The 24,715-nt window shown below is 63.5% G+C and carries 22 protein-coding genes and 2 rRNA genes; 7 read left to right on the top strand and 17 right to left on the bottom strand.

All coding sequences use genetic code 11. The features are described from left to right. Positions 1 to 11 precede the first annotated feature (11 nt). The 7 genes from B0G75_RS17925 to B0G75_RS17895 all read right to left on the bottom strand — a co-directional run bounded on the left by B0G75_RS17925 (position 12) and on the right by B0G75_RS17895 (position 5,448). Positions 12 to 227 carry a YXWGXW repeat-containing protein gene (locus B0G75_RS17925; protein ID WP_181309294.1) on the bottom strand — a complete coding sequence of 72 codons (216 nt, stop codon included), beginning with the start codon at positions 225 to 227 and terminating at the stop codon, positions 12 to 14. A gap of 232 nt (positions 228 to 459) precedes the next feature. Beyond that, positions 460 to 1,608 carry a DUF1501 domain-containing protein gene (locus B0G75_RS17920; protein WP_106309103.1) on the bottom strand — a complete coding sequence of 383 codons (1,149 nt, stop codon included), beginning with the start codon at positions 1,606 to 1,608 and terminating at the stop codon, positions 460 to 462. Positions 1,609 to 1,613: 5 nt separating this feature from the next. Beyond that, on the bottom strand, positions 1,614 to 3,194 hold the full coding sequence (locus B0G75_RS17915) for a DUF1800 family protein (RefSeq protein ID WP_106308120.1): 1,581 nt from the start codon (positions 3,192 to 3,194) through the stop codon (positions 1,614 to 1,616). Between the two features lie 73 nt (positions 3,195 to 3,267). Continuing rightward, positions 3,268 to 3,786: a periplasmic heavy metal sensor gene (locus B0G75_RS17910; protein ID WP_106308117.1), complete on the bottom strand. Its 519-nt coding sequence runs from the start codon at positions 3,784 to 3,786 to the stop codon at positions 3,268 to 3,270. Further along, positions 3,783 to 4,211 carry a hypothetical protein gene (locus B0G75_RS17905; protein ID WP_106308114.1) on the bottom strand — a complete coding sequence of 143 codons (429 nt, stop codon included), beginning with the start codon at positions 4,209 to 4,211 and terminating at the stop codon, positions 3,783 to 3,785. The genes B0G75_RS17910 and B0G75_RS17905 overlap by 4 nt, the downstream gene beginning before the upstream one ends. Beyond that, positions 4,208 to 4,810, bottom strand: a complete 603-nt coding sequence (locus tag B0G75_RS17900) for an RNA polymerase sigma factor (protein ID WP_106308111.1) — start codon at positions 4,808 to 4,810, stop codon at positions 4,208 to 4,210. Before B0G75_RS17900 ends, B0G75_RS17905 begins: the two co-directional genes overlap by 4 nt. A gap of 317 nt (positions 4,811 to 5,127) precedes the next feature. Continuing rightward, positions 5,128 to 5,448, bottom strand: coding sequence for a YXWGXW repeat-containing protein (locus B0G75_RS17895; protein ID WP_106309100.1), 321 nt, complete (start codon positions 5,446 to 5,448; stop codon positions 5,128 to 5,130). A 398-nt stretch (positions 5,449 to 5,846) separates the two neighbouring features. Between B0G75_RS17895 and B0G75_RS17890 the strand changes: the two genes are divergently transcribed. From B0G75_RS17890 to B0G75_RS17880, 3 genes are all read left to right on the top strand, one after another. Continuing rightward, the gene (locus B0G75_RS17890) at positions 5,847 to 7,613 is read left to right on the top strand and encodes a phospholipase C (protein ID WP_106309097.1); all 1,767 of its coding nucleotides are present in this window, start codon (positions 5,847 to 5,849) and stop codon (positions 7,611 to 7,613) included. 59 nt (positions 7,614 to 7,672) lie between these two features. Continuing rightward, entirely contained in the window at positions 7,673 to 9,256 is a 1,584-nt protein-coding gene (locus B0G75_RS17885; protein WP_374956905.1) for a cytochrome-c peroxidase, read from the top strand. 83 nt (positions 9,257 to 9,339) lie between these two features. Then, positions 9,340 to 10,032 (top strand): HAD family phosphatase, encoded by a 693-nt coding sequence (locus B0G75_RS17880; RefSeq protein WP_106308105.1) that lies wholly within the window; start codon positions 9,340 to 9,342, stop codon positions 10,030 to 10,032. A 95-nt stretch (positions 10,033 to 10,127) separates the two neighbouring features. Here the strand turns inward: B0G75_RS17880 and B0G75_RS17875 are convergent, their stop codons facing one another. Then, positions 10,128 to 10,520, bottom strand: coding sequence for a carboxymuconolactone decarboxylase family protein (locus tag B0G75_RS17875; RefSeq protein WP_106308102.1), 393 nt, complete (start codon positions 10,518 to 10,520; stop codon positions 10,128 to 10,130). Between the two features lie 321 nt (positions 10,521 to 10,841). Here B0G75_RS17875 and B0G75_RS17870 point away from each other — a divergent pair, with 321 nt between their 5' ends. Further along, positions 10,842 to 11,090 carry a hypothetical protein gene (locus tag B0G75_RS17870; protein ID WP_106308099.1) on the top strand — a complete coding sequence of 83 codons (249 nt, stop codon included), beginning with the start codon at positions 10,842 to 10,844 and terminating at the stop codon, positions 11,088 to 11,090. Positions 11,091 to 11,185: 95 nt separating this feature from the next. Here B0G75_RS17870 and cysS read toward each other — a convergent pair whose 3' ends face one another. The 7 genes from cysS to B0G75_RS40230 all read right to left on the bottom strand — a co-directional run bounded on the left by cysS (position 11,186) and on the right by B0G75_RS40230 (position 19,212). After that, positions 11,186 to 12,574, bottom strand: coding sequence for a cysteine--tRNA ligase (cysS, locus tag B0G75_RS17865; RefSeq protein ID WP_106308096.1), 1,389 nt, complete (start codon positions 12,572 to 12,574; stop codon positions 11,186 to 11,188). Positions 12,575 to 12,901: 327 nt separating this feature from the next. Further along, entirely contained in the window at positions 12,902 to 13,234 is a 333-nt protein-coding gene (gene cyoD / locus B0G75_RS17860; RefSeq protein WP_012426887.1) for a cytochrome o ubiquinol oxidase subunit IV, read from the bottom strand. After that, the gene (gene cyoC / locus B0G75_RS17855; protein ID WP_106308093.1) at positions 13,235 to 13,840 is read right to left on the bottom strand and encodes a cytochrome o ubiquinol oxidase subunit III; all 606 of its coding nucleotides are present in this window, start codon (positions 13,838 to 13,840) and stop codon (positions 13,235 to 13,237) included. Further along, complete coding sequence (gene cyoB / locus B0G75_RS17850) at positions 13,840 to 15,828, bottom strand: cytochrome o ubiquinol oxidase subunit I (protein ID WP_106308090.1); 1,989 nt, start codon at positions 15,826 to 15,828, stop codon at positions 13,840 to 13,842. Before cyoB ends, cyoC begins: the two co-directional genes overlap by 1 nt. A 3-nt stretch (positions 15,829 to 15,831) precedes the next feature. After that, the gene (cyoA, locus tag B0G75_RS17845; protein ID WP_012426884.1) at positions 15,832 to 16,731 is read right to left on the bottom strand and encodes a ubiquinol oxidase subunit II; all 900 of its coding nucleotides are present in this window, start codon (positions 16,729 to 16,731) and stop codon (positions 15,832 to 15,834) included. 367 nt (positions 16,732 to 17,098) lie between these two features. Beyond that, positions 17,099 to 18,655 carry an NADH-quinone oxidoreductase subunit M gene (locus B0G75_RS17840; RefSeq protein ID WP_106308087.1) on the bottom strand — a complete coding sequence of 519 codons (1,557 nt, stop codon included), beginning with the start codon at positions 18,653 to 18,655 and terminating at the stop codon, positions 17,099 to 17,101. Between the two features lie 158 nt (positions 18,656 to 18,813). Beyond that, positions 18,814 to 19,212, bottom strand: a complete 399-nt coding sequence (locus B0G75_RS40230) for a hypothetical protein (RefSeq protein WP_146142523.1) — start codon at positions 19,210 to 19,212, stop codon at positions 18,814 to 18,816. 141 nt (positions 19,213 to 19,353) lie between these two features. Between B0G75_RS40230 and B0G75_RS17835 the strand changes: the two genes are divergently transcribed. The 3 genes from B0G75_RS17835 (at position 19,354) to B0G75_RS17825 (ending at position 24,204) form a co-directional block, all read left to right on the top strand. After that, entirely contained in the window at positions 19,354 to 20,088 is a 735-nt protein-coding gene (locus B0G75_RS17835) for an ABC transporter ATP-binding protein (RefSeq protein ID WP_106308084.1), read from the top strand. Beyond that, entirely contained in the window at positions 20,075 to 22,648 is a 2,574-nt protein-coding gene (locus B0G75_RS17830; RefSeq protein ID WP_374956904.1) for an FtsX-like permease family protein, read from the top strand. Before B0G75_RS17835 ends, B0G75_RS17830 begins: the two co-directional genes overlap by 14 nt. A gap of 395 nt (positions 22,649 to 23,043) precedes the next feature. Continuing rightward, positions 23,044 to 24,204, top strand: coding sequence for a carotenoid 1,2-hydratase (locus tag B0G75_RS17825; RefSeq protein ID WP_106309090.1), 1,161 nt, complete (start codon positions 23,044 to 23,046; stop codon positions 24,202 to 24,204). A gap of 107 nt (positions 24,205 to 24,311) precedes the next feature. Here B0G75_RS17825 and rrf read toward each other — a convergent pair. After that, positions 24,312 to 24,425, bottom strand: a 5S ribosomal RNA gene (gene rrf / locus B0G75_RS17820). A 208-nt stretch (positions 24,426 to 24,633) separates the two neighbouring features. Then, positions 24,634 to 24,715: ribosomal RNA gene (locus tag B0G75_RS17815) — 23S ribosomal RNA — on the bottom strand; the annotation flags it as partial.

Genomic DNA, 24,715 nt, shown 5'->3' with positions numbered 1-24,715 from the left:
TATTTGCCTGGTCATCCTCTCCAATGTCCCGGCACCCACGCCCAATGATTGCCCTCCCAACGATAGTGGCCCTTCACCCAGCGATAGCCGGGCGCGGGCGCGGCGGGCACCACCTCGACGAGCGGCTCGGGTTGCGGCGGCCGGGCCGGCTCGACCACGCAAGCAGACAACAGCGCGGCGCAAAGAGCCGCGAGCGATGCGGCGCGTACGTTCGAATTGATTTTCAAGTTCCTCTCCTGAGTGTTTTCGTTTGGTGTGAGCCGGTCCTCTTGCCGGCTTGTTGGGTGACAACGTGTGTCTCGGCGACATGCCGGCTCGCCGGGTAACTTCATGTGAGCGGCTCTCCTTGCCGCTCTTTGAACGACATCATCTGCGCCGTCCCGTTGGCGGGTCTCTGCCCGACAACATGAATGAAAGCGGATCGAGTCGCTGCATCCGGTCGGTGTCCATGCGCCACCACTACACGCGCACGATGCCGCTCAGCGTCCGCCCCACCGACGTCTGCCCGAACAGCGCGGACGCCGTGCGCTGCGGATCGAGCCCGAGACTTTCGCTGGCGGTGCCGGCGATCAACGCGTCGAGCGAGGTGGTCGGCTTGAGATCACGCGCCTCGTACAGATTGCGAGGCGCGAGACCCGGCCAGTCGGCAATCACGCGTCCGCCCTGCACCGAGCCGCCGAGCACCATCGCCACCGACCCAGTGCCGTGGTCAGTGCCGCCCGTGCCGTTGGCGGCGGCGGTTCTGCCGAACTCCGTCGCGACCAGCACCGTGGTCTTGCTCCACAGCGGGCCCATGCCGTCGCGCAACGACGCAAGCATCGTGTCGAGCGCCTTCAACTGATTGCCGAGGCGCGCGTTCTGCGCGCTGTGCGTATCCCAGCCGCCGGTTTCGATCATCGCGATGCGTGGCCCGTTCTCGCGCGACAGGAAACCCGCGGCGAGCTTGCCGAGACTCGCCGGATCCTGCCGCGCACCGGCGTCGCCCGCGAGGCCGCGCGCGGTCATCGCCGACTCCCACAGCGGACGCAGCTGCGCGTCCTGGTCGTAGAGTTGCGAGACGCGCGCGAGCAGATCGTCGGGGGCTTGCGGCAGCGCCGAAGGCGCATAAGAGGTCACCGCCGCCGGGCCGCGCAATGCCATCGGCACGGTCGGCGCGAATGCGATCGCGTTCTCACGCGTGGCGGGCAGTTGCGCGACGAGCCGGTTCAGCCAGCCGTCTTTCATCTGATACGGCGAGGTACCGCCGGTCTCGAGCACGTTCTGTCCGTCGAAGTGCGAACGGTCGCGATACGGCGACGCCACTGCGTGCACGAACAGCGCCTGATGGTTCGCATACATTGCGGCGGTCTGGACCATCGCGGGATGCAGCGCGAAGCTGCCGTCCAGGCGCGGCGCGTTCGAAGTATCGACGGCAAGCGCGCCGCGCAATGTGGCGTAGGCCGGGTCGGCGTACGGCACGACGATGTTCAGACCGTCGGCGGCGCCGCGCTGGATCACGAACACGAAACGGCGCTCGGTGGCGACGCTCGCGAACGCGATTTGCGGCGACACGAGCATCGCGCCCGCGCCCGCGGCGGCGACGCTCAGAAACTTGCGGCGTGACAGCATGGCATTCATCTCCGTTGAAAATCCGGCGAGACCAGCAACAAAGCGATCGCCGTCGACGCGCTTTCGGCGCGCGAGACCGCGGTGGCCGTCGGCGCACTGAGCGAACCGGCGAGCAGGGTCTGGCCGAGCGCGCGCGCATCGAGCCGGTCGCCGACTTGCGACGCGAAACGCTGCGCCACTTCGACCCGGCGCACGAGCGCGTCGGGCGCGGCCCAGCTCGCGGCGATGTCGTCGTAACCGGCGGGCGAGCCGGGGCGCCACACCGGCTGACCGAGCTGCGTGAGAATGGGCGCCGTCTGCAGCTTGCCGAGGTCCTGCCAGCCAAGGCCGCGCATGGAGGAAATGGTCCACTCCCACGGCGTTTTGAATTTCACGGCGGTGGGCGACCAGGCTTGCGGCATGTCGATCAACGCGCGATAGACGGCCGGCAGATCGCCGCCGCTGCGCTCGAATGCGCTGGCTAGATGTTCGCTCATGCCGGGCGGCGGATTATCGGCGACGAAATGACGGGCCAGCTTGCCGCCGATATGCTGCGCGGTCGCCGGCGCGCTCGCGAGGTCGTGCAGGATCGCGAGCGCCTGCTCTTCGCCGGGCTGATCGTAGCGGCGGCCCATGATGGTCCGCGAACCGGGCTCGTGCAGCGCGGCGCGAAACACGAAGGTGCCCGGCGCGGCGTTCTGCTGCATGCCCAGTCGGCCCGCGTTGCCGGCATTGCCGGGGTTGGCCGGATTGCCCGCGACACTCCAGCCGGTCAGCGCACGGGCGAATTCGGTGACGTCATCCTGGCTGTAGCCGCTGCGCACGCCGAGCGTGTGCAGCTCCATGATTTCGCGCGCGAGGTTTTCATTCAGACCGCGCTTGCGCTCCGGATTGCGCTGCGCGGCGCGCATGGCCGCCGTACTGTCCGGTCCGACCGAGCGCGTCTGATCGAGAAACACCTGCATGGCCGGATGACGTTCGACGGCCACCAGCATGTCTTCGAAGCGGCCCAGCACGTGCGGACGAATGGCTTCGGCCTCGAACGAACCGGCCAGCGCCGCGACGCCGGGCTTTTCGGTGGAGACCGCGAAATGATTGGCCCAGAAATGCACCAGCCGCTCGATGAACGGCGTCTGCGTGGTCAGCGCACTCGTCACCCGTGCATTCACCGATGAGCGGTACATGTCGAGTATTTCACCCCGAATCGCTTTTCGTTCGGCTTGCCTGGCGGTTTGCGCGTTCGCTTGCGTTGAGTTGGGCGTGTCCGCCTGCGCGTTTGCTTGTGTGTTTGCTTGTGCGTTGGCCTGAGTACGATTTTGCCCATCAGGCATGGTCATGTTTTGCGCGTTCGCGGGACTCGTCGCCGTGCCCTCACTCGCACTCTGACGAGCCTGCTCATTGAACTGCGTGCGCTGCTGCACGAGTTCAGTAGAAAGCGCCACCGAGCCGGGCTGATTCGCCCACGCGGCCGGCCGCGCCTGGTACTGTTCGAACTGCGCGAGCAGCCAGCCTTTCGGATCGGCGGGCGGCGTGTCGTCGGCACGCGCGCCCAGGCCGAAGCGGTTCAGCGCAATCGTCGCGGCATTCAGATTCGGTGAGTTGGCCATACCATCCTCTTCGGCTGTGGATAGTCCTTAAACGGCTGTCACGCGAAACTCCGTCGCAGCTGCTGCAGTTTTTTTACTCGCCCGAAGTTTCGCTCGATGCCTGATTCCCCGGCTTCCTCGCATTCGGCGCGGGCGCGGGTTCGCGCCATTGCCCGCGCAGCTTCAGGCTATCGGCGAATTGAACGCGCTCCTCGGGCGACAAGGTCGCCGCGAAGTCGGCCACACTGCCTTCCACCTGCGCGCGCAGATGACTGTCGGCCTGGCGCGTGCGCTCGAGCGCGGCGTCCAGCGCGGCACGATCGAACTGCGGCGCCGCCAGCAGACGCAATACTTCGCGACGCCCTTCGCGGCCTTCGCGGGCATATTGCCGGCCGTCGCGGCGTGCGTCTTTCAGGCCGTCGATAAAGGCTTTCTGGCGCTCGGCGGACAGCGTTTGCGCGGCGAAACGCAGCGCGCGCTGTTGCGCCAGCACGGGCGCCGTCGCGCCGCGCGCGGCAAACCATTGATAGGCACCCCCGACGATCGCGCCCACCAGAAACACATTCAGCACGAGCGAGACCACCAGCACGACTTTCCACGATCGGCCGTTCATTCGTCGCTCCAATCGGCAGACGCCCCACCAAAGCTCGAAGTTAAATAAGACGACTCATGCGCGAGCGGTGCCTGCGCCGCGGCCTCCGTCAACACGAAGAACGACACGGCAAAAGCGCCGGCTACGCCACCCAGCAGCCCAACGCCCGCGACCGCCGCGCCCGACCACCAAAGGCGGCGTCGCGGCGGCGCCGGCTGCCGCACCGGCGCGCTGTCGAGCACGCGCTCGAACAGGGCCGCGCCCGGCGGCTCGACCTTGTCGGCGGCGAGCCACGCATCGACGCCGGCTGCCTGCGCCAGCAGCGCGTCGGCTTCGGCGCGATGCGACTGCGCCCACGCCTGCGCCGCCGCGCGCTCCTGTTGCGGCCAGCGGCGCGGCTCGGCGCCGTAGGCCTCGACGATCTGCTGAAATCTTTCGGGCGTCATGACTTGTCCTTGCTAAGGCCGCTGCCGGCCAGTTGAGCGCGCAGATTGCGGCGCGCGCGTGCCAGCAGACTTTCCAACGCATCGACGCTGATGCCCATCAGGGCTGCGGCGTCGATGTTCGACATCTCCTGGTAGTAGTTGAGCACCAGCGCCTCGCGCTGGCGTGCCGGCAACGCGGCGAGTGCGTCGCGAACCCGCTGGTCCTGGGCGCGCGCTTCGAGTCCGGCCTCAGGCAGCGGCGCGGGATCGGCCTCCTCGGGCATCTCGTCGCGCGGCTCTTCCCGCCGGCCGCGCAGCCGGTCATAGCAGAGATTGAGCGCGACGCGATGAATCCACGTGTCGAACTTCGCCTCGCCTTCCCGCCAGCGCGATGCCTGTTTCCAGATGCGCACGAACACCTCCTGCGCCACGTCTTCCGCTTCCATGCGGTCGCCCAGCATGCGGGTGGCGAGCGCAAGCAGACGCGGCAGCTTGCGCGAGACGAGCGAGCGGACGGCGGCCGGATCTTGCCGGCCGATCTGTTCGAGCAATTCCGCGTCGGGGTCGCGTTCGCTCAAGGCATGGCGCTCCTCGGCGCGAGTGCGTGCCGCCGCATGAATCGCGCTGCGGGACGGACGTCAGTCGCGCACAAGCCACTCCTTCCGATGCCTCTCATGCCGGCTATACCTCACATGGATGGTTGCACGCGCACCGGTTCGAACGGCGCACGCGGATAGCGAAGACGGCGTGTCTCGCCATGCATAAGCGCAATCAATATACGACGACCGCCGGCCGATAGTAGGCCGGCCGCGCCGGGTACACCACACAGCCGGCGAGCGTGGCCGCCAGCAGAATCATCACGAGCGTTTTCATAGCAGTCTGCCTGGTTGGAGAACGCAGCGGGTCGAAAAAAATCGACCGCCGTGGCGCTCCCGGGTCATGCCCAGTGGCCTTCCACCCAGCGCCAGTTCGGACCGCGCGCCACCCAGTGTCCCGGCACCCAGCGATGACCGACGCGCACCGCCTGCCAGTGGCCGCCCACCCACACATAACGGCCCTGCACCCAGCGCCAGTGGCCCGGATCCCATGCGTAACCCACACGCGGCGCGGGCACCACTTCGACGCGCGCCGGCGGCGGCGCCGTCGGCGCGACGATCACCGCCTGCGCGAAGGCCGGCGCGGCGCTGAACGTGGCGGCGCCGGTCAGCGCGGCAGTCAGCATGGCGGTAAGCAGACGAACCTGTTTGTTGGATGTCATGTTGGTTTCTCCCATCAAAGCCGAAGCCGGAAAGCGGCTCCGTTTCCTGTTGAACGCAGCAGCGAAAACAATCCGTCGCTGCGGCAGTGTGAAAAATCAAAAGGAAAGAAGGATGCGGGAAAAACCGCGGTGAAACGCGAGGCGCAGCGTCGCAGCCGGTTTCGCATGGCAATGCGGCGTCAGCAGAACGACAGCAAAGTTTACGCAAATGAATAAAAAGCGAGGGCTTCGGTAAGGTTCACGCCCCGAAATCTTAATTAACGAATGGTCCAATGCGCGCAGTTTGTCGCGGTAAGACTACTAGCACCAGCTGTATTTCTAACAATATCCCCAGCGAAACATCCACACCTACGTCGATGCAAACGCTGAACGGCGAAGTCGAATCTGGAGCCTTTCAAATGTTCCGTAGAACCCTCTTACCCATCCCGTTTGCAGCGCTGCTTACGCTCGCAGCTTGCGGCAACAACAGCGTCAGCACGCCTGCAGCGGCGGTATCGGCTCAGGACGCCGTGGCCACGGCCACGCCGATCAAGCACGTGGTGGTGATTTTCGGCGAGAACGTTTCGTTCGATCACTACTTCGGCACCTACCCGAACGCTTCCAACCCGACCGGCGAGCCGCAATTCGTGGCAGCCGCGGGCACGCCGACGGTCAACAACCTCAGCAGCAACAACCTGATCACGGCCAACCCGAACGCGCTGGCCACCTCGCCGAACACGGCGGGCCGCACGGTCGGCAGCGTGACGATCGCGGGTCTCGGCCTGCCGGCAGCCGATCTGCTGCCGTTCCGCCTGGACCGCTCGCAAGCCAATACGTCGAGCCAGAACCACGCCTACGCCGCCGAGGAACTCGCCTATAACAACGGCGCGATGGACGCGTTCCCGCTCTTCACGGCAGCCAACTCGACCATCGCCGGCAGCACCGGCGCTTTCGCCACGAAGGGCCAGGTGCTCGGCTACTTCGACGGCAACACGGTCACGGCTCTGTGGAACTACGCGCAGAACTTCGCGATGAACCAGAACGCGTACACGGACACGTACGGTCCGTCGACGCCGGGTGCCCTCGAAGTGGTATCCGGCCAGAACAACGGCGTGGTCGTGACCGGCGGCACGTCGGCTAATGCGATTCCCGACTCGGCTGGCAGCTTCACGATGATCGGCGACCTCGACCCGACCGGCGACGTCTGCACGATCGCGGCAAAAAGCTCGCCGACCGGCGCGATGTCGTCGAATAACAAGAACATCGGCGACCTGCTCAACGCGAAGGGTCTGACGTGGGGCGGCTTCATGGGCGGCTTCAACCTGCAGACCGTCAACGCCAACGGCACGACCGGCTGCGCGCGTTCGACCTTCTCGCAAGTGCTGAACGCGACCAAGACAGACTACGTGCAGCATCACGCGTGGTTCCAGTATTACGCGAGCACGGCCAACCTGGCGCATACGCGTCCGTCGTCGGCGGCGGTGATCGGCTCCACGGATCCGCTCGACAACACGGCAACGCCGGTGCACCACCAGTACGACACCGACGACTTCTTCGCCGCGGTGAAGGCGGGCAACTATCCGTCCGTCAACTTCCTGAAGGCGCCGGCGATCGGCGACGGCCACCCGGGCAATTCGGACCCGATCGACGAACAGGCTTTCGTCACGAAGGTGATCAACTTCCTGCAACAGCAGCCTGACTGGAAGAACACCGCCGTGATCATCGCCTACGACGATTCGGACGGCTGGTACGACCACCGTTTCAAGGCACCGACGAGCGCCTCGTTCGATTCGACCACGGCGCAATCCGCGGGCGGCAAGACGGTGGCGGGCACCGACAACCTGAGCGGCGTGGGTCAATGCACGGCAGCGGGCGCGGTGCAGCCGCAAGGCGTGAACGGCGGCGCGGTGAACGGCCGTTGCGGCCCGGGCACGCGTACGCCGTTTATCGTGGTGTCGCCGTGGGCGAAGGTCAACTTCGTCGACGATACGCCGATCACGCAGGCTTCCGTGGTGCGCTTCATCGAGGACAACTGGCTGGGCGGTCAACGCCTTGGCGGCGGTTCGTTCGACGCGACGGCGGGCAGCATCATGAACATGTTCGACTTCACGGGCTCCGGCAACAATCCGACGCTGTTCCTGGATCAGAACCTGGGTACGAAGCTGGCAGCCGCGCCGGCGATCTGATCCGCGGACGTGCCTGGCGCACTTCTCCTCCGCTTGCCGTTGCGTGATACACGAGTCGCATGCGTGCCTCACGCCGCGCGGCGGCGCGTAGGGAAAAGCGTCACGCATCCCAAGTCGTAGTTGGGCGTCGAGCCAGTGCAAACGTGCTGGCTCGATTTTGCTTTTTATCGCAGCCGATCGAATCATCTGTCATCACCGCCATGAACCATCCTTCTGACGCCGCCTTGCCTTCGCATCTGCCCGCGGGCGGCGAGCCCGGCCCCGTGATTACCCGCCGCTCGTGGCTCAGGCTGCTCGCGTGGAGCGTGGCCGGTATCGCGCTCGCGAGCATCGTCTACTGCGCGTACGCGCTCGTGTACCCGGAGCGGGCGCCGTCCGCTATCGGTGAGATCGTCGAGGAAATAACCGGCGCCAATCCGCATCCGGTAACGTTGATGCGTCCGCAAAATGCGCCGCTGAGCGCCGTGGCGCTGCTAGGCAAACAGATTTTCTTCGACCAGAGTTTGTCGGCCTCGGGCACGCAGTCGTGTGCTTCGTGTCACTCGCCGCAGCATTCGTACGGGCCGGATAACGCGTTCCCGGTGCAACTCGGCGGCGCGCATATGAACCAGGCAGGTTATCGTCCGCCGCCGTCGCTCACGTATCTGTACCGTCAGGCGCCGTTCAGCATCGGCCCGGATCAGGGTGACACCGACGTGCCGGTGGATATGACGCAACTGGCGACGCAAGCCGCCGGCGTGCAGCGCGCGCAGAAGACGGCGCTCGCCGCGCCCGCCGCTGCGGCAATGGTGCCGCAAGGCGGCTTGTTCTGGGACGGCCGTGCCGATACTTTGCAGGACCAGGCACTCGGACCGTTGACCAATCCGGTGGAAATGGCCAACGCAACGCCGGAGGATGTAGCTCACAAGCTGCTGGCGACCAAATATCTGGATCAATTCAAGCAGATCTTCGGACCGGGTATCGTCACCAATCCGAGCCTGATGATTTCCGAGGCGATGTTCGCCGTCGGACGTTATCAGATCGAGGATCAGTCGTTCCACGCGTTCAGCAGCAAGTACGACTACTGGCTCGAAGGCAAGGCTCGGCTGACGCACGCAGAGTTGCACGGCTTGCAGTTGTTCAACGACAAGGACAAGGCGAACTGCGCCGGCTGCCACTTGAGCCAGCCGAGCAAGGACGGCTTGCCGCCGGTGTTCACCGACACGCAATACGAAGCGCTCGGCGTGCCGCGCAATCCGGCGATTCCGGCCAACAAGGATCCGAAGTTCTTCGATATGGGTGTGTGCGGCCCGTTCCGCGACGACCTCGCCAAACAGACACAGTATTGCGGCATGTTCCTCACGCCGACGCTGCGTAATTCGGCTGAACGCAAGGTGTTTTTCCACAACGGCGTGTACCACGATCTGAAGCAGGTGATGGACTTCTACAATCTGCGCAATACGTCGCCGGAGAAAGTCTATCCGCGCGATGCGTCGGGCAAGGTGCAGAAGTACAACGATCTGCCGGCTCAGTACCATGCCAACGTGGACGTGGCCGACGCACCGTTCGACCGCAAGTTCGGCGACCAGCCGGCAATGAGCGATGAGGATATTCAGGACATCATCGCGTTCATGAAAACGCTGAGCGACGGGTACAGGAACTGAGGTCGCATGCGTCGTCGTGCTGCGGCGCGCCAGCCGGTGAGGTATCCTTGCCGGTTCCGCGAACTTTATCCGTAGCCTGCCCGATGGCCGATTTCCCCTTCGACGCCGTACTCTTCGACTGCGACGGCGTGCTCGTCGACTCCGAACCCATCACCAACCGCGTGCTCACCGAAATGCTCGGCGAGCTGGGCTGGCATTTGAGCGTCGAAGAGACGATGCGCATTTTCGTCGGCAAAGCCGTTCGGGACGAAGCCGCGCTGATCGAAGCGCGCACTGGTGTCGCGATCACGACCGACTGGCTCATGCAGTTTCGCGAGCGGCGCAATGCAGCGCTGGATCTCGAACTGGTCGCGATTCCCGGCGCGCCGCACGCGGTGCGCGCGCTTCATGCGGCGTTGAATGGGCGCATTGCGGTGGCGTCAGGCGCGGATCGTATCAAGGTGGAAATGCAGTTGGTGAAGGCAGGCATTTTCGATTGCTTCGAAGGACGCATTTTCAGCGGCCATGAAATGCCTCGCAGCAAGCCCTTTCCTGACGTCTATCTGGCGGCGGCCGCGGCGCTGGATGTGGATCCGCGGCGTTGCGCAGTGATCGAAGACACGGTGACAGGCGCAACCGCAGGCGTGGCTGCGGGCGCTACGGTGTTCGGTTATTGTCCGCTCGAACTCGGCCACAGCAGCGCGACCGCCTTGCATGGCGCGGGTGCCACGCATGTGTTCAGGGACATGGGCGCGTTGCCCGCTTTGCTGGCGGGATGGCGCGCTCAAACGCACTGACGAAGGTGCTGACTTCGGCGCTGGCCTGCGCGCCGCATCCCGCGTCGACGACGGCGCGGAAACTATCGCGCCGACTCTGACGCTCGCCACAGCCCCTACTCGAAAGCCGGATCGATCGGCACGCGGTATCCCACTGCCAGCCGGTTCGTCTCATTCGCCATGCCCACGACAGCGAGCAATTCGCCGAACATCTCGTCGGTCATGCCGGCGCGGCGCGCGGCCGCCGTGTGGCTCGCCACACAGTAGCCGCAATTGTTCGTCACGCTCACCGCGACGTAGAGCAGTTCCTTGATGAGCGGATCGAGCGCGCCGGGCGCCATCACGTCCTTCAGGCTGTCCCACGTGCGCGCGAGAGTTGGCGGATGCTGGGCAATGTACTTCCAGAAGTTGTTGACGTCGTCGACCTGACGGATCTGCTTGATATCGTCGTACACGGCTTTGACTTCCGGCGACGCCGCGGCGTATTCGACGGCTTTGATCTGGCTCATGCGTTCTCCTTTCCTTGCTGACGAGATTCGGTGAACCTTGCGCGCGCGGCGCACGGTTCGCGGTGGCTGTCTATTGTGACGTGATTTTCAGCGCGCCTCACAGCTACATGACGCGGCAAACGGATGTCGCTGAATTGCCGACACTCGTTATGCACCGGGTTGGCCGCTCGCCATCACACCACCGCGGGGAAATCGCGGAAAAGTATATGGCACGCTGCTTTAGCGCCGATGGCATGGTGCGTGCATTCAGGGGACGTGAGCGCGGCATTTTTCCGCCCTCCTCGATCCACCTCGATCCACTCACTCCGCTGGAGATCCACCATGAAAACGCTCGTCCTCAAAGACCTCGCCCGCCTCGACGAACTCGACCGCGCGGCATCGCTATCCGTTCGCGGCGGCACTGCCAGCCTGACGCGCCAGGCACCTTCCGGTGATGGCGGACTGGATCAGCCGATGCACATCGAACGCGGCTGGAGCCCATTCCCGCCGGTTCATTTCGGCTGCGGACCGGTCTACTTCCCGTTCGACCCGCTGCCTTCGCACAAGGAACTGAAGGTGGTGCCGCTGTAGTGCCGCGGCACGCCCAAGGGCAAACGGCGCCGCCTGCTGCGCCGTGGCGTGGCGAGCGCGCAAGCCTGAACGTGCTCACCACGCCGATTTTCGTGCTACTTCGTCTGATCACGCAGTCGCAATATCTGACCGCCCGCACTGTCTTCCACCAGCCAGCCGGCCGCTGTCATCACGTCGCGCAGACGATCCGCTTCGCTCCATTGCTTCGCGGCGCGGGCTCTTTCGCGTTGATCGGCGAGGGCCGCGATCCCCGCCGGAAGCTCGCGCGTATCGACGTCCTTCCAATCGGCGAGACCCAGGCCAAGCACGACGTCGAAGCAATCGACGCTCGCCCTTCGCGTTGCCGGCGGCAGATCGCTTCTGACCACATCCCACAACACCGCGAGCGCGCGCGGCAGGTTCAGGTCGTGATCGACCTCCGCCTTGAAGCGCGCCACGCTCGCGGCGTCCGGCGTGCCGCCTTGCGGCCATTGCGCATAGCTGCGGCGCAAACGATCCAGTGCGGCTTGTGCGGCATCCAGCGCGGCCTCGCTGAAGCGCAGGCTGCTGCGGTAATGCGCGCTCAGGCATAAATAGCGATACGCGAGTGGATCGTTGCCCCGTTCGGTCAACGTCTGCAAACGTAAGAAGTCACCGCCCGACTTCGACATCTTGCCGGCGTCCAGCAATAGAAAATGGCCGTGCATCCAGAAGTTGGCCAGACGCGTGCCGTGGCGCGCCTGGGTTTGCGCGATCTCGTTGCTGTGATGCACGGGAATGTGATCTTCGCCGCCGCAATGAATGTCGAACCACGGGCTCAGATACTTCGCCGACATCGCCGAGCACTCGATATGCCAGCCAGGAAAGCCGCGGCCCCAAGGACTGTCCCACTCCATTTGCCGCGTGGCGCCGGGCGGGCTGAATTTCCACAGCGCAAAGTCGGTCGCGCGTTGCTTCTCGCCGGGCGCGACACGTTTGCCCGCCTGCAAGCCCGCCACATCCAGACGCGCCAGATAGCCGTAGTCATCCTGCCTGCCGGTGTCGAAATAAACGCCGTCGGCCGTGCGATAGGTGTAGCCGTTGCGCTCGAGCTCGGCGATAAAGTCGATCTGCTCCGCAATGTGATCCGTCGCGCGGCACCAGAGCGCGGGCTCCAGCAAGTTGAGCGCGTGCCAGTCGTTCATGAAGGCCGCCGTGTACCGCTCGGCGATCGCCCACGCCGATTCGCCAGTGCGCCGGCTGCCCTTCTCCATCTTGTCCTCGCCTTCGTCGGCGTCGGATACGAGATGGCCGACGTCGGTGATATTCACCACGTGCCGCACGTTATATCCGTTCAACACCAGCGCGCGCCGCAGCACGTCTTCGAACACGTAAGTGCGGAGATTGCCGATATGCGCGTGGTCGTACACCGTCGGGCCGCAGCAATACAGGCCGACGTGATCCGGATGAATCGGCGCGAATTCGCGCACGGTGCGCGTCCAGGTGTCGTACAGACGAAGCGGCATGTGATGTCTCCAGGCGCCGGGTGTTCAACAAGTGTTCAAAAGCAAAAAGGCCACCGGTCGTATGACGGGTGGCCTCAGGGATGCGAATGTGCGCAGATCGACTTGCTAGACGCAAGCTCCCCTCGGCAGGCTGTGACAGCATGCGCGCAAAGAATGCGGACGGGAAAGGATAGAAGCGATCATGGCAACGATCCTAACGCGGGTTTGCCGGTTCGGTCAATCTTCAGCGCACCTCAGGCAGCCAGATGCGCCCGCGTTCGTCGCATGAAAAAGCCCCGCAGGACTTTCGCCTTGCGGGGCTTCGTTTCGAACGGAATGATCGTTCGTTTAGCGCGACATCATGTGCATGCTGACGTTGTGCATGACCCACAACGTGCCGCCGATCACGATGACCGCGGTCAGCAGCGTAAAGGCGAACGCCATCACATTCCAGCGCTGCTCCGACGACGTATTCAGATGCAGGAAGAAAATCAGGTGCACGACGATCTGCACGAGCGCGAGGCCCGCGATCGCGAGCAGCGCGTTTTCACCGGTCAACGTGCCGGTCATGACGAGGCCGAAAGCGGCGACGGTCAGAACGACGGAGAGAATGAAGCCGGTCGTATAGCTGCCGATGCTGCCGTGACTTTCACCTGCGTGGGCGTTGTGGCTATGGTCCATTTAGATCACGCTCGCAAGATAGACAAAGGTGAAGACGCCGATCCACACGACGTCCAGAAAGTGCCAGAAAAGGCTCAGGCACGTCAGGCGGATCATGTCGCGTTCGGTCAGATCGCGATGGCTGATTACCTGAATGGCGAGCACCACCATCCAGATCAGGCCGCACGTGACGTGCAGGCCGTGCGTGCCGACCAGCGTGAAGAACGACGACAGGAACGCGCTGCGGCTCGGGCCCGCGCCTTCGGCGATCAGGTGCGAAAACTCGCGCAGTTCCAGCACGAGGAACGCGAGACCGAGCAGGAAGGTCACGCCGAGCCAGAACAGCAGCACGCCCTTACGATTCTTGTGCGCGCCGAGCATCGCGAAGCCATACGTGATGCTGCTCAGGAGCAGCATCGTCGTTTCGAGCGCGACGCCCGGAATCTCGAACAGATCCCTGCCGCTCGGACCGCCCGCGAACTGGTGGCCCATCACCGCGAACACTGCGAACAGCGCCGCGAAGATGATGCAGTCGGTCATCAGATACAGCCAGAAGCCGAACACCGATTGCGACGGTACGTGGTCCGCGTCGTGATGCGAGTGGGCATCCATAGTCTTGGTCAACATCAATCCACCTCCAACGCGACTCGCGCACCGGCGCCAGAGCGTTTCTCTTCAATTTCCGCGACCGTGGCTGCCGGGATGTAATAGCCTTCGTTCTTCTGGAAGCTATATACGATCACAGTGCCGATCGCGCCGACCAGGCCGACGATCGCCAGCCACCAGATGTGCCAGACACCGGCAAAGCCGAGCACCAGCGAGAACAGACCGGCGATCACACCCGCGGACGTATTCGACGGCATGTGAATGTCGCGATACACCGGTCTGGCTTGCGTATCCTTGCGCGACTTCATGTCGGTGAACGCGTCGAGCTTGTGCACCGTCGGAATGATCGCGAAGTTGTAGACCGGCGGCGGCGAGCTCATTGCCCATTCCAGCGTGTGGCCGTTCCACGGATCGCCCGTGACGTCGCGATTCTGCGGCAGATTGCGGTCGCGAATGCTGACGACGATCTGCAACACCTGCAACGCGATACCGATAGCAATCAGCGCCGCACCGCCCGCGGCCAGGATCAGCCACGGGTGCCACAGCGGGTTGTCATAGTGGTTGATACGGCGCGTCATGCCCATGAAGCCGAGCACGTACAGCGGCGTGAACGCCACCCAGAAACCGATCTGCCAGAACCAGAACGATGCTTTGCCCAGCTTTTCGTTCAACTTGAAGCCGAACGCCTTCGGGAACCAGTAGTTGAAGCCGGCTAGGTAACCGAACAGCACGCCACCGATGATCACGTTGTGGAAGTGAGCGATCAGGAACAGGCTGTTATGCAGCACGAAGTCCGCGCCCGGGATCGCCATCATCACGCCAGTCATACCGCCGATCGTGAACGTGATCATGAAGCCGATGGTCCACAAGATGGGCGGCGTAAACGTCAGCCGGCCCTTGTAGATCGTGAACAGCCAGTTGAACACCTTCACGCCGGTCGGAATTGCAATGACCATGGTGGCGATACCGAAGAACGCGTTGACGTCCGCGCCCGAGCCCATCGTGAAGAAGTGATGCAGCCACACGAGGAACGACAGCACCATGATCGCGCAGGTCGCCCATACCATCGTCTTGTAGCCGAACAGCGGCTTTTTGGCGAAGGTCGCCACGACTTCCGAGAAGATACCGAACGCCGGCAGGATCAGGATGTACACCTCGGGGTGACCCCATGCCCAGATCAGGTTCAGGTACATCATGGCGTTGCCGCCGCCATCGTTCGTGAAGAAGTGCATGCCGAGGTAGCGGTCCAGACCCAGCAGCGCGAGCGTCACGGTCAGGATCGGGAACGAAGCCATGATCAGCACGTTGGTGCAGAGCGCCGTCCACGTGAACACCGGCATCTTCATGAACGTCATGCCCGGCGCGCGCATCTTCACGATCGTCGCGAAGAAGTTCACACCGGTCAGCAAGGTGCCGATCCCGGAGAGCTGCAGACTCCACAGGTAATAGTCGACGCCGACACCCGGACTGAATTGCAGTTCGGAGAGTGGCGGATACGCCAGCCAACCCGTTTGCGCGAATTCACCGATCACCAGCGAGATGTTGATCAGGATCGCGCTGACCGCGGTCATCCAGAACGAGAGCGAGTTGATGAACGGGAACGCGACGTCGCGTGCGCCAATTTGCAGCGGCACGATGATGTTCATCAGGCCGATCATGAACGCCATCGCCATGAAAAAAATCATGATGACGCCGTGCGCCGTGAACACCTGGTCGTAGTGATGCGGCGGCAGGTAGCCCGGGTTCGCGTAAGCGAGCGCCTGTTGCAGACGCATCATGATTGCGTCCGCGAAGCCGCGGAACAGCATGATCAGCGCCACGACGATGTACATCACGCCGAGCTTCTTGTGGTCCACCGACGTGAGCCACTCGGTCCACAAATAGCGCCACTTGCCGAAATAGGTGATCAAACCCAGCAGCGCCGCACCGCCGATGGCGATCATCGCGGCCGTGACCATGATGATCGGCTCGTGGTACGGAATCGCGTCTAGTGAAAGTTTACCGAACATGCGTTACCCCTTGCCCTTTGGCGCACAGTTGGCGTCCTTCATGTTGTCGAGGACGTTGCCGTTGTTGTATCGGGCAATGATGTTGTGAAAGAGCTTCGGATCGACGCTCGAGAAGTAGCGCACCGGCTCTTTCTCGGTCGGCGCGGACACCGTGTGGTAACGGTCCATGCTGAGGTTGTCCGACGAAGCACGCACTTTCGCAACCCACGCGTTGAACTCTTCAGGCGAGGTGGCGAGCGCGCGGAACTTCATGTCCGAGAAGCCCTTGCCGCTGAAATTCGCCGAGGCGCCCGCGTAGTTGCCGGCTTCGTCCGCGATCAGATGCAGGCGCGTTTGCATGCCCGCCATCGCGTAGATCTGGCCGCCGAGTTGCGGAATGAAGAACGAGTTCATCACCGTGTCCGACGTGATCGTGAAGTTCACCGGCGTACCGACCGGGAACGCCAGCTGGTTCACCGACGCAATGCCGAGGTCCGGATAGATGAACAGCCATTTCCAGTCGAGCGCGACGACTTCGACGTTGATCGGCTTGACCTGCGACTCGAGCGGCTTGTACGGATCGAGTTCGTGCGTGGTTTTCCACGTCAACACGGCGAGGAACAGAATGATCAGCGTCGGAATCGTCCAGATGGCGATTTCGATACCGGTCGAATGCACCCAGCCCGGACGGTAGTCGGCGGCTTTATTCGACGCGCGATAACGCCACGCGAACAGCAGCGTGAGCGCGATCACCGGAACGACCACGATCAGCATGGCCCAGGTGGACGTGGCAATCAGCTCACGTTCCGCCAGACCCACACTGCCCTTCGGATTCAGAATATCGAGGTTGCTGCAACCCGAGAGCAGCAACACGAGGCTCGCGGAAATGAAACTCATCGACCCTCGCAGAGTCTTTCCTTTCATATCCATTGCCTCTTTTTTACGTCTTCAACGAACGTCATTCGACCGCTCTCCAATAGTAAGCGCTCGCATAATAGGGGCACGCAAGGCCGTAATAAACACTCGATTTAGCAACGATCTATTGCGTCGCAACACCGTGCGACACGTTGCCGCATAGCTGCGCGCGGATCGGCGTTTGCAACGGCATTTGCCAAGTATCGAGATGCCGGCGAAACGCAAAAACCCCTTTAAACAAGCGCGAAAACGCAACGCGGCCTGAGTGGCCGCGCCGCGCGTCATGCGTGCAAAGAGACTTGATCCATAAGGGAAAAGCGCGTTGGCGGCGCGCATTCGCTGAGTGAATGCTGCGCCTGCGCAATGCCTCGTCCGATCAGCCCGGCGAGCGGGCCGTCGCGGCCGCCGGTGCCGGCGCTGCTGCTTGCAGATGCTCACCGCCATCAGCCGGCGCAGTGTCCGAAGGATGAGCCGAGCGCTCCGACTGAGCCAGCAGCGTGCCGACCGAAGGATCGATCGCGTCGGTGAACGGCTTCGGATTGATGCCGATGGCGAGCACCAGCAGCGCCATCGCGCCGAGCAGCACGAACTCGCGCTTGCCGAGGTCCTTGAGGTTCGCGACGCGCGCGTTGGCGATCGCGCCGAAGATCACGCGCTTGTACATCCACAGCGTGTAGGCCGCGCTCAAAATCAGCGTGGTGGCCGCCATCGCGCCGATCCAGAAATTGAAGCGGATCGCGCCCATCAGCACCATGAATTCGCCGACGAAACCCGAAGTGCCCGGCAGGCCGATGTTGGCCATGGAGAACAGCATCACGAACGCGGCGAAGCGCGGCATGGTGTTGGCCACCCCGCCGTACTCGGCGATCGACGCGGTCTTCGTGCGGTCGTACAGCATGCCTGTGCACAACAGCATCGCGCCCGACACCACGCCGTACGACAACATCTGCACGATCGCGCCGGCCTGGCCGATGCGGTTGAACACGAACAGGCCGAGCGTGACGAGGCCCATGTGCGCGACCGTCGAATACGCGAGCAGACGGCGCATGTCGGTCTGCACGAGTGCGAGCAGGCTCGCGTAGATCACAGCGACCAGCGAGAGCGTGATCATCATCGGCGCGAAGAAATGGCTGGCTTGCGGCGCGATCGGCAACGCGAAACGCAGCAGACCGTAGCCGCCGAGCTTGAGCATGCCGATCATCACGGCGGCGCCCGTCGGACCATCGAGGTGGACGTCCGGCAGCCACGTGTGCAGCGGCCACATCGGCACCTTTACGCCGAACGCGGCGAGGAAGCCGAGGAAGATCAGAACCTGCGGCCACGTGCCGAGGTGCGTCTCACGCCACAGCGCGAGGTCGAAGCTGTGCGTCTGGCTGTACAGATACAGCATCGACATGAGCATCAGCAGCGAGCCGAGAAACGACACGAAGAAGAACTTCACCGCGGCGTACGAGCGGTTCGACTGGCCCCACGTGCCGATCAGCAGATACAGCGGAATCAGCGTGGCTTCGAACGAGATGAAGAACAGCATACCGTCGAGCGATGTGAACACGCCCTGCATGAAACCCGACAGCATCAGGAACGCGCCGAAGTACTGGGCGGTCCGCTCGGTGATCGATTCCCACGAGGCGACCACGATGATGATCGTGGTGAGCGCGGTCAGCGCGACGAGCCACAGCGAAATTCCGTCCACGCCCACATGCCAGGCGATATCGAAGGTGGGCGACCAGCGCGCGTTCTCGACGAACTGCATCGACGTGACGTCGTTGCGGAAATTCGACACCAGCGGAATCACCGGCAGGAAACCTGCAATCGCGCCGATCAGCGCGAGCCACCGGGTGCGACTGCGTGCCGCGTCGGATCCGGCACGCAGAACCACCACGCCGGCGACAATAGGAATCCAGATTAGAAGGCTAAGAAGAGGCAATGGCATGTGCTCTATCGAAAACTTGAAGTACAAAACGCCGCATCAACGCTTTCAAAATGAAAAGCGCTGAAATGGATATGTAGGCTGGATTTCGCTGAAATTGACGTGGAGTCGGGGTTGTCCGCTACACGTTTACCCGCAGTCGAATGACCAAGGGTGGGAGATTACCAAGATAAGAATACTTTTGCAGCGCAACAACGCTGCAAAGCCGCTGGCAATGCATTGTTGCGACGCGCATGCTTGCGAAATAGATAAAAATGTGCAGATGCACAAAGCCGGCGGCGCGGAATCGCGGCGGCGAATTTTGCGCGAAAAAGCGCGCAGTTGAAGATCATTTGGGAACCGTTGCGCCAGTGCGCCGGTTCGCACCTCGGCTCGGAACAGAACATGCTGACGCGTGGTGCGATGCAGGTGCCCGTTTCGGCCGTCTGGAGAAAAATTTCCCCGCCGACGCACAGAAAAATTTTTTGATCGCGTGCTCTAAATAATCCACATGGCGACGCTGAAATTTTTCCGAACGCGGTTGAGCGGGCCTCGGTTTTTTCAGGCCGGACCCTGTGCACGTGAGCGTCTGCGTGCCTTACAGAAGCCGAATATACTTCGGCGATTCAAGGACCGATGTTCGTGCAGGAGTGCACCGCTTTCCGGTCCGCATTTCGCCCGTCCGGACGCCGCCCTCACCGGCCACACTTTTCGGAAAACGCATGCTACGTGACGAAAGCGTCGTTCCCGCTCTCGAGTGCCGCGGGCTCAGCAAGACCTACGGCGCAGGCCGCATCGTGCTGGCGCAACTGGATTTCATACTCGGACCGGGCGAGTTCGTCGCGATCATGGGCGATTCCGGCGTCGGCAAATCGACGCTGCTCAATCTGGTGGCCGGCCTCGACAGTGCGGACAGCGGCGACGTGATCATCGACGGCAGCGCCGTTTCACGTCTGGACGACGACGCGGCGACGCGCCTGCGACGGCAAAAACTCGGCTTTGTCTTCCAGGCGTTTCACGTGCTGCCGCATCTGACGCTTGCGCAGAATGTGGCGCTGCCACTGCTGCTCAACGAACTGCCCACCGCCGCCGCGCTCGACATGCTCGCGGCGGTCGGATTGGGCGGACGCGGCGACGATTTTCCGCGTCAACTCTCGGGCGGCGAATTGCAGCGAGTCGCGATTGCGCGAGCACTGGTGCATCGCCCGAAACTGCTGCTCGCCGACGAACCCACGGGCAACCTCGATCCCGATACCGCGCACGAAGTGCTCGGGCTGTTCCGCGCGCAAAGCAAGGCAACCGGCGCGGCCACGATCATGGTGACGCACTCGGAAGCCGCCGCGGCCGTCGCCGACCGCATCCTGATCCTGAGCGACGGCGGTCTGCATGCGGCACCTCCTACAGCTCTGACCTTCGGCTCCCGCACCCGCACGCCTTCCGCCGATGATGTCCGCTGATTCCCGTCATCTGCCGCGCTTGCGAGGACACCGCGTTCTGGCGCGCTGGCTGCTCGGCGCCGAATGGCGCAGTCATCGCGGGCGCGCCCTGGTAGCAATCGCAACGATCGCGCTCGGCGTCGCCCTCGGTTACGCCGTGCAGTTGATCAACAGCGCGGCCTTCAATGAATTCTCCGCGGCGGCCCGCAGTCTTTCGGGCGAAGCCGATCTGCAGGTACGCGGCGCCCAACCGTTAGTCGAGGAAGCCATCTATCCGCTACTCGCCAACGAGCCCGGAGTCGCGCTGGCCAGTCCCGTGCTCGCACTCGACGTGACCGTGCCCGACCGGAGCGCCGCACTGCCGGTGCTCGGCATCGACGTCTTCAAAGCGAGCCGTATTGCGCCCGATCTGATCGGCGTGCCGTCGCCGGACAAGCCGTTCGATAGCGTCGCGGCCGACACCGTGTTTCTCTCGACAGCGGCCCAGCAATGGCTGAAGGTGAAAGCAGGCGACGAGGTGGCACTGCGAAGCGGCACCTCGATCGTGCATTTGCGGGTGGCGGGTGGCATCGTGAGAACACGGCCGGGCCAGCGGCTCGCCGTCATGGATATTGCCGCCGCGCAGTGGAAGTTCGGCAAAGTAGGCAAGCTGTCGCGAATCGACGTGCAACTCGAACGCGGCGTCGACCGGGAGCGTTTCAGACGTGAGCTGCAAGCGCGGCTCGGCAACCAGTGGGTCATTGCCGAAACGCGTGACGCCGAAAGCCGCACCGATCGCCTTTCGCGGGCGTATCGGATCAATATGAACGTGCTCGCGCTGGTGGCCTTGTTTACCGGCGCGTTTCTGGTGTTTTCGACGCAGGCGCTGAGCGTCGTGCGACGCCGCGCGCAATTCGCCATGCTACGTGTGCTCGGACTGACGCGCGGCCAACTGCTACGCCAGATCCTGATGGAAGGCGCGCTGCTCGGTCTGCTCGGCTCGCTCGCGGGGCTCGTGCTCGGCTACGCGATGGCGAGCGGCGCGCTGCATTTTTTCGGCAGCGATCTGGGCGGCGGCTACTTTCCCGGTGTGCAACCGCAAGTCGGCTTCGAACCGCTGGCGAGCGCGTTGTTTCTGATGCTCGGGCTGGCCGTATCGGTGTTCGGCAGTCTCGCCCCCGCGCTGGAAGCGGCGCGTGCGCGGCCCGCCACGGCGCTCAAGGCGGGCGCCGAAGAAGGCGCGTTGGCGCGGCTCGCCACACCGTGGCCCGCCCTGCTGTGCCTGCTGGCCGCCGCAGTGCTCACGCAGTTGCCGCCGCTGTTCGATGCGCCGGTCGGCGGCTATCTGGCCGTCGCATTGCTGCTGGTCGGCGGGATTGCGCTGATGCCGCGCGTGACCGCGCTCATCTTCGGCGCGGCGAGCCGTGCTTTCGCCACGCGACGCCGGACCGGCGCCGCCGGCACGCTGGCGCTCGCGCGTCTTGCGAATGCGCCTGGGCATGCGTCGATCGCCATGGGCGGCGTGCTGTCGAGCTTTGCGCTGATCGTCGCGATGGCCATTATGGTTGCCAGCTTCCGGGTTTCCGTCGAAGACTGGCTGGTTCATCTGCTCTCCGCCGATCTCTATGTCCGCGTGGCGCCGAACGGCGACACCGGCGGTTTGCGGTTGGACGAACAGAGCCGGCTCGCGGCAGTTCCCGGCATGAGAACAGCCGCATTCGCCCGCACTTCGCATCTGACGCTCGACCCTGCGCGGCCTGACATCGCGCTGCTCGCACGCGAGATCGACGCAGCCGATCCGGGCGCGAATTTGCAGATGACCGGGGCCGTGCTGCGGCCTGGCGAACTTCACGCAGGCGAAACGCCTGTTTGGGTATCCGAAGCAATGGTCGACCTGTACGGATACAAGCTGGGTCAGCGAGTTCGATTGCCCGTTGGCGAACGCGGCCACGTGTTCGTGGTGGCGGGCGTATGGCGCGATTACGTGCGGCAGACCGGCGCCATTCAGATACGACTCGCCGATTTCCGGCGCTTGACCGGTGACACGAGTGCAACCGATGTGGCCGTCACCGTTCAGCCGGGGACGAGTGTCGATCAGGTTGTCGCAGGGCTGCGCGCACTGCCCTTCGGGGCATCGCTGGATTTGTCGCTACCTGGTGAAATCCGCGCGCGCACGCTGGTGATTTTCGATCGCAGTTTTGCGGTCACCTATCTTCTCGAAGCGGTCGCTATCGTGATCGGCCTGTTCGGCGTGGCGGCGACGTTCTCCGCGCAGACGCTCGCTCGTTCGCGTGAGTTCGGCATGCTGCGGCACGTCGGCGTGACGCGCTCGCAGGTGCTCGCCATCCTCGCGCTCGAAGGCGGCATGCTCACCGCGTGCGGCATCGCACTGGGCTTCGTGCTCGGCTTTGCGATCAGTCTGATCCTGGTGTTCGTCGTCAATCCGCAGTCCTTTCACTGGAGCATGTCGCTGCATGTGCCGTCGATGGCGCTGGCTACCGTCGCAGTGGTGATGCTCGCTTCGTCGTGTTCGACGGCTGTGATTGCGGGACGCGGCGCGGTATCGGTGGATGCCGTGCGTGCCGTGAAGGAGGATTGGTGATGCGGTTTTTGTCGCGCGATTTTGCACGGTGGGTTATGCGGGCGTTGGCGCCGCGCTTTGACCGCGTTTTGTGGGGCTGTGAGCCGTGGATGGTGATCGTGGTTTTGGACGGGAGTGCGTCGAAGGACGCGTTGGTTGGGCGCGAGGTGTCTTGGGCGGGAGCGCGCTTCGATTTGGCCTCCGACAGCGCGTATTGCGCCGCTCTGCAAGTGCGTGAGTTGCAGATCATGGGCGTGGTTTGGAGCGAGAGTATTCCGGGAGACGGGTCGATTGGGCGCGAAGTGCCATGGATGTCGGCTCGCTCAGTTGTCGTCAGTGGCGGATCGCGCGTCGCCCTGCGATCACGCGCGCCGCGGCTGGCGCGCGCGGCGTCGGGCCGGAATATGGCGGACTACATGTCGGTTGCACGCAAGCTGCCGGTTAAGCCCGCTCGCGCGGCGAATCGGTGCATAGGTCGGCGTATTCGCGGCTTGCTGTCCATCTTGATGCTGACTGCGTCGCCCGCGTTCGCCGCGTCGCCCGAATTCGCAGCGGTCACACCCGATCACTCAATCTCCCTGCCGCAAGACACCGGTGCGCACGCGGCCTTTCGTACCGAGTGGTGGTACGCGACGGGCTGGCTCACCACGCCGGATAATCAGCCGCTCGGATTTCAGATCACATTCTTCCGTTCCGCAACCGGGCACGATGCCGCCGATCCGAGTGCTTTCGCACCTTCGCAACTGATCATTGCCCATGCCGCGTTAAGCGATCCCTCGCTCGGCCATCTTGCGCATGATCAGCGCATTGCCCGTCAAGGCTTCGGCCTGGCGTACGCGAAGCCGGCCAACACCGACGTCAAACTCGACGCATGGAAAATGATTCGGGCCGCTGACGGTCACTACGACGTCGTTGCGGACGCGAACGGCTTTTCGCTGCATCTCACGTTGACGCCCACGCAAGCACCGTTGATCCAAGGTGAACGCGGCTATTCACGTAAAGGTCCGCGGCCTGAGCAGGCGAGTTATTACTACAGCGAGCCGCAATTGCGCGTAACTGGCGGCGTGGTTCGACCGGTCGCGGCAGGCGGTCCGTCGCCTGGCGAGACGGCCGTAACGGGAATGGCATGGCTCGATCACGAATGGTCGAGCACATTGCTCGACGCCAATGCGGCAGGCTGGGATTGGCTGGGCGCCAACCTCGCCGACGGCTCTGCGCTGATGGCATTCAAGGTAAGAAGTCGCGACGGACACGCCGTGTGGGCGCATGCGGCATTTCGCAAACGCGACGGCGAGGTGACGACATTCGGTCCCGATCAAGTCGACTTTACGCCGCTTCGCACATGGCGCTCGCCGCGCACGAACACTTCTTATCCCGTCTCGATGGCAGTCAAAACCGGTCTGCTGACGTGGAAACTCGATCCGCTGATGGACGATCAAGAGCTCGATTCCCGGCAATCGACGGGCGCGGTGTACTGGGAAGGCGCAGTGCGGATAAGCCGCGAAGGTGTGGATGTCGGACGGGCCTATCTGGAACTGACGGGCTACGCGAACGCGTTGCGGCTGGGCGGGGAGTGAAGGCGGCTGCGAAGGCGGCTGATCGCGCGGGATTGTTGCGTGTATGGCGGCGGGGTAAACGCAGAAACCCCACCTTTTTGGGGTGGGGTTTCTGATGCTGCTGGGGAGCCTGACGATTACCTACTTTCACACGGGTAATCCGCACTATCATCGGCGTGGAGTCGTTTCACGGTCCTGTTCGGGATGGGAAGGGGTGGGACCGACTCGCTATGGTCATCAGGCATGACTTGTTGCCGTGTCGCCGGTGGGGCGGCACAGCCAATCGGGGAAGAAGTAGTTTCTGGTGATGCTCACCAGGGGTGAAGCGGTTGGGGTTGTGTTGAGTCTGGCACAACACGATCACTGAACCTGTGTGTCCCTGCCCCCTTCGGGGGTGGGATGCGCGTAAGTGCTGAAGCACTGACGGTCATCGCAAAACACACCTGTTATAGGATCAAGCCTTACGGGCAATTAGTATCAGTTAGCTTAACGCATTACTGCGCTTCCACACCTGACCTATCAACGTCCTGGT

Origin of the sequence: Paraburkholderia sp. BL18I3N2 (genome assembly GCF_003001875.1) — a bacterium.
GTDB classification, from domain to species: domain Bacteria; phylum Pseudomonadota; class Gammaproteobacteria; order Burkholderiales; family Burkholderiaceae; genus Paraburkholderia; species Paraburkholderia phytofirmans.
Note: the sequence above shows the minus strand (reverse complement) of the source record. Positions and strands in the feature narration are given on the sequence as shown.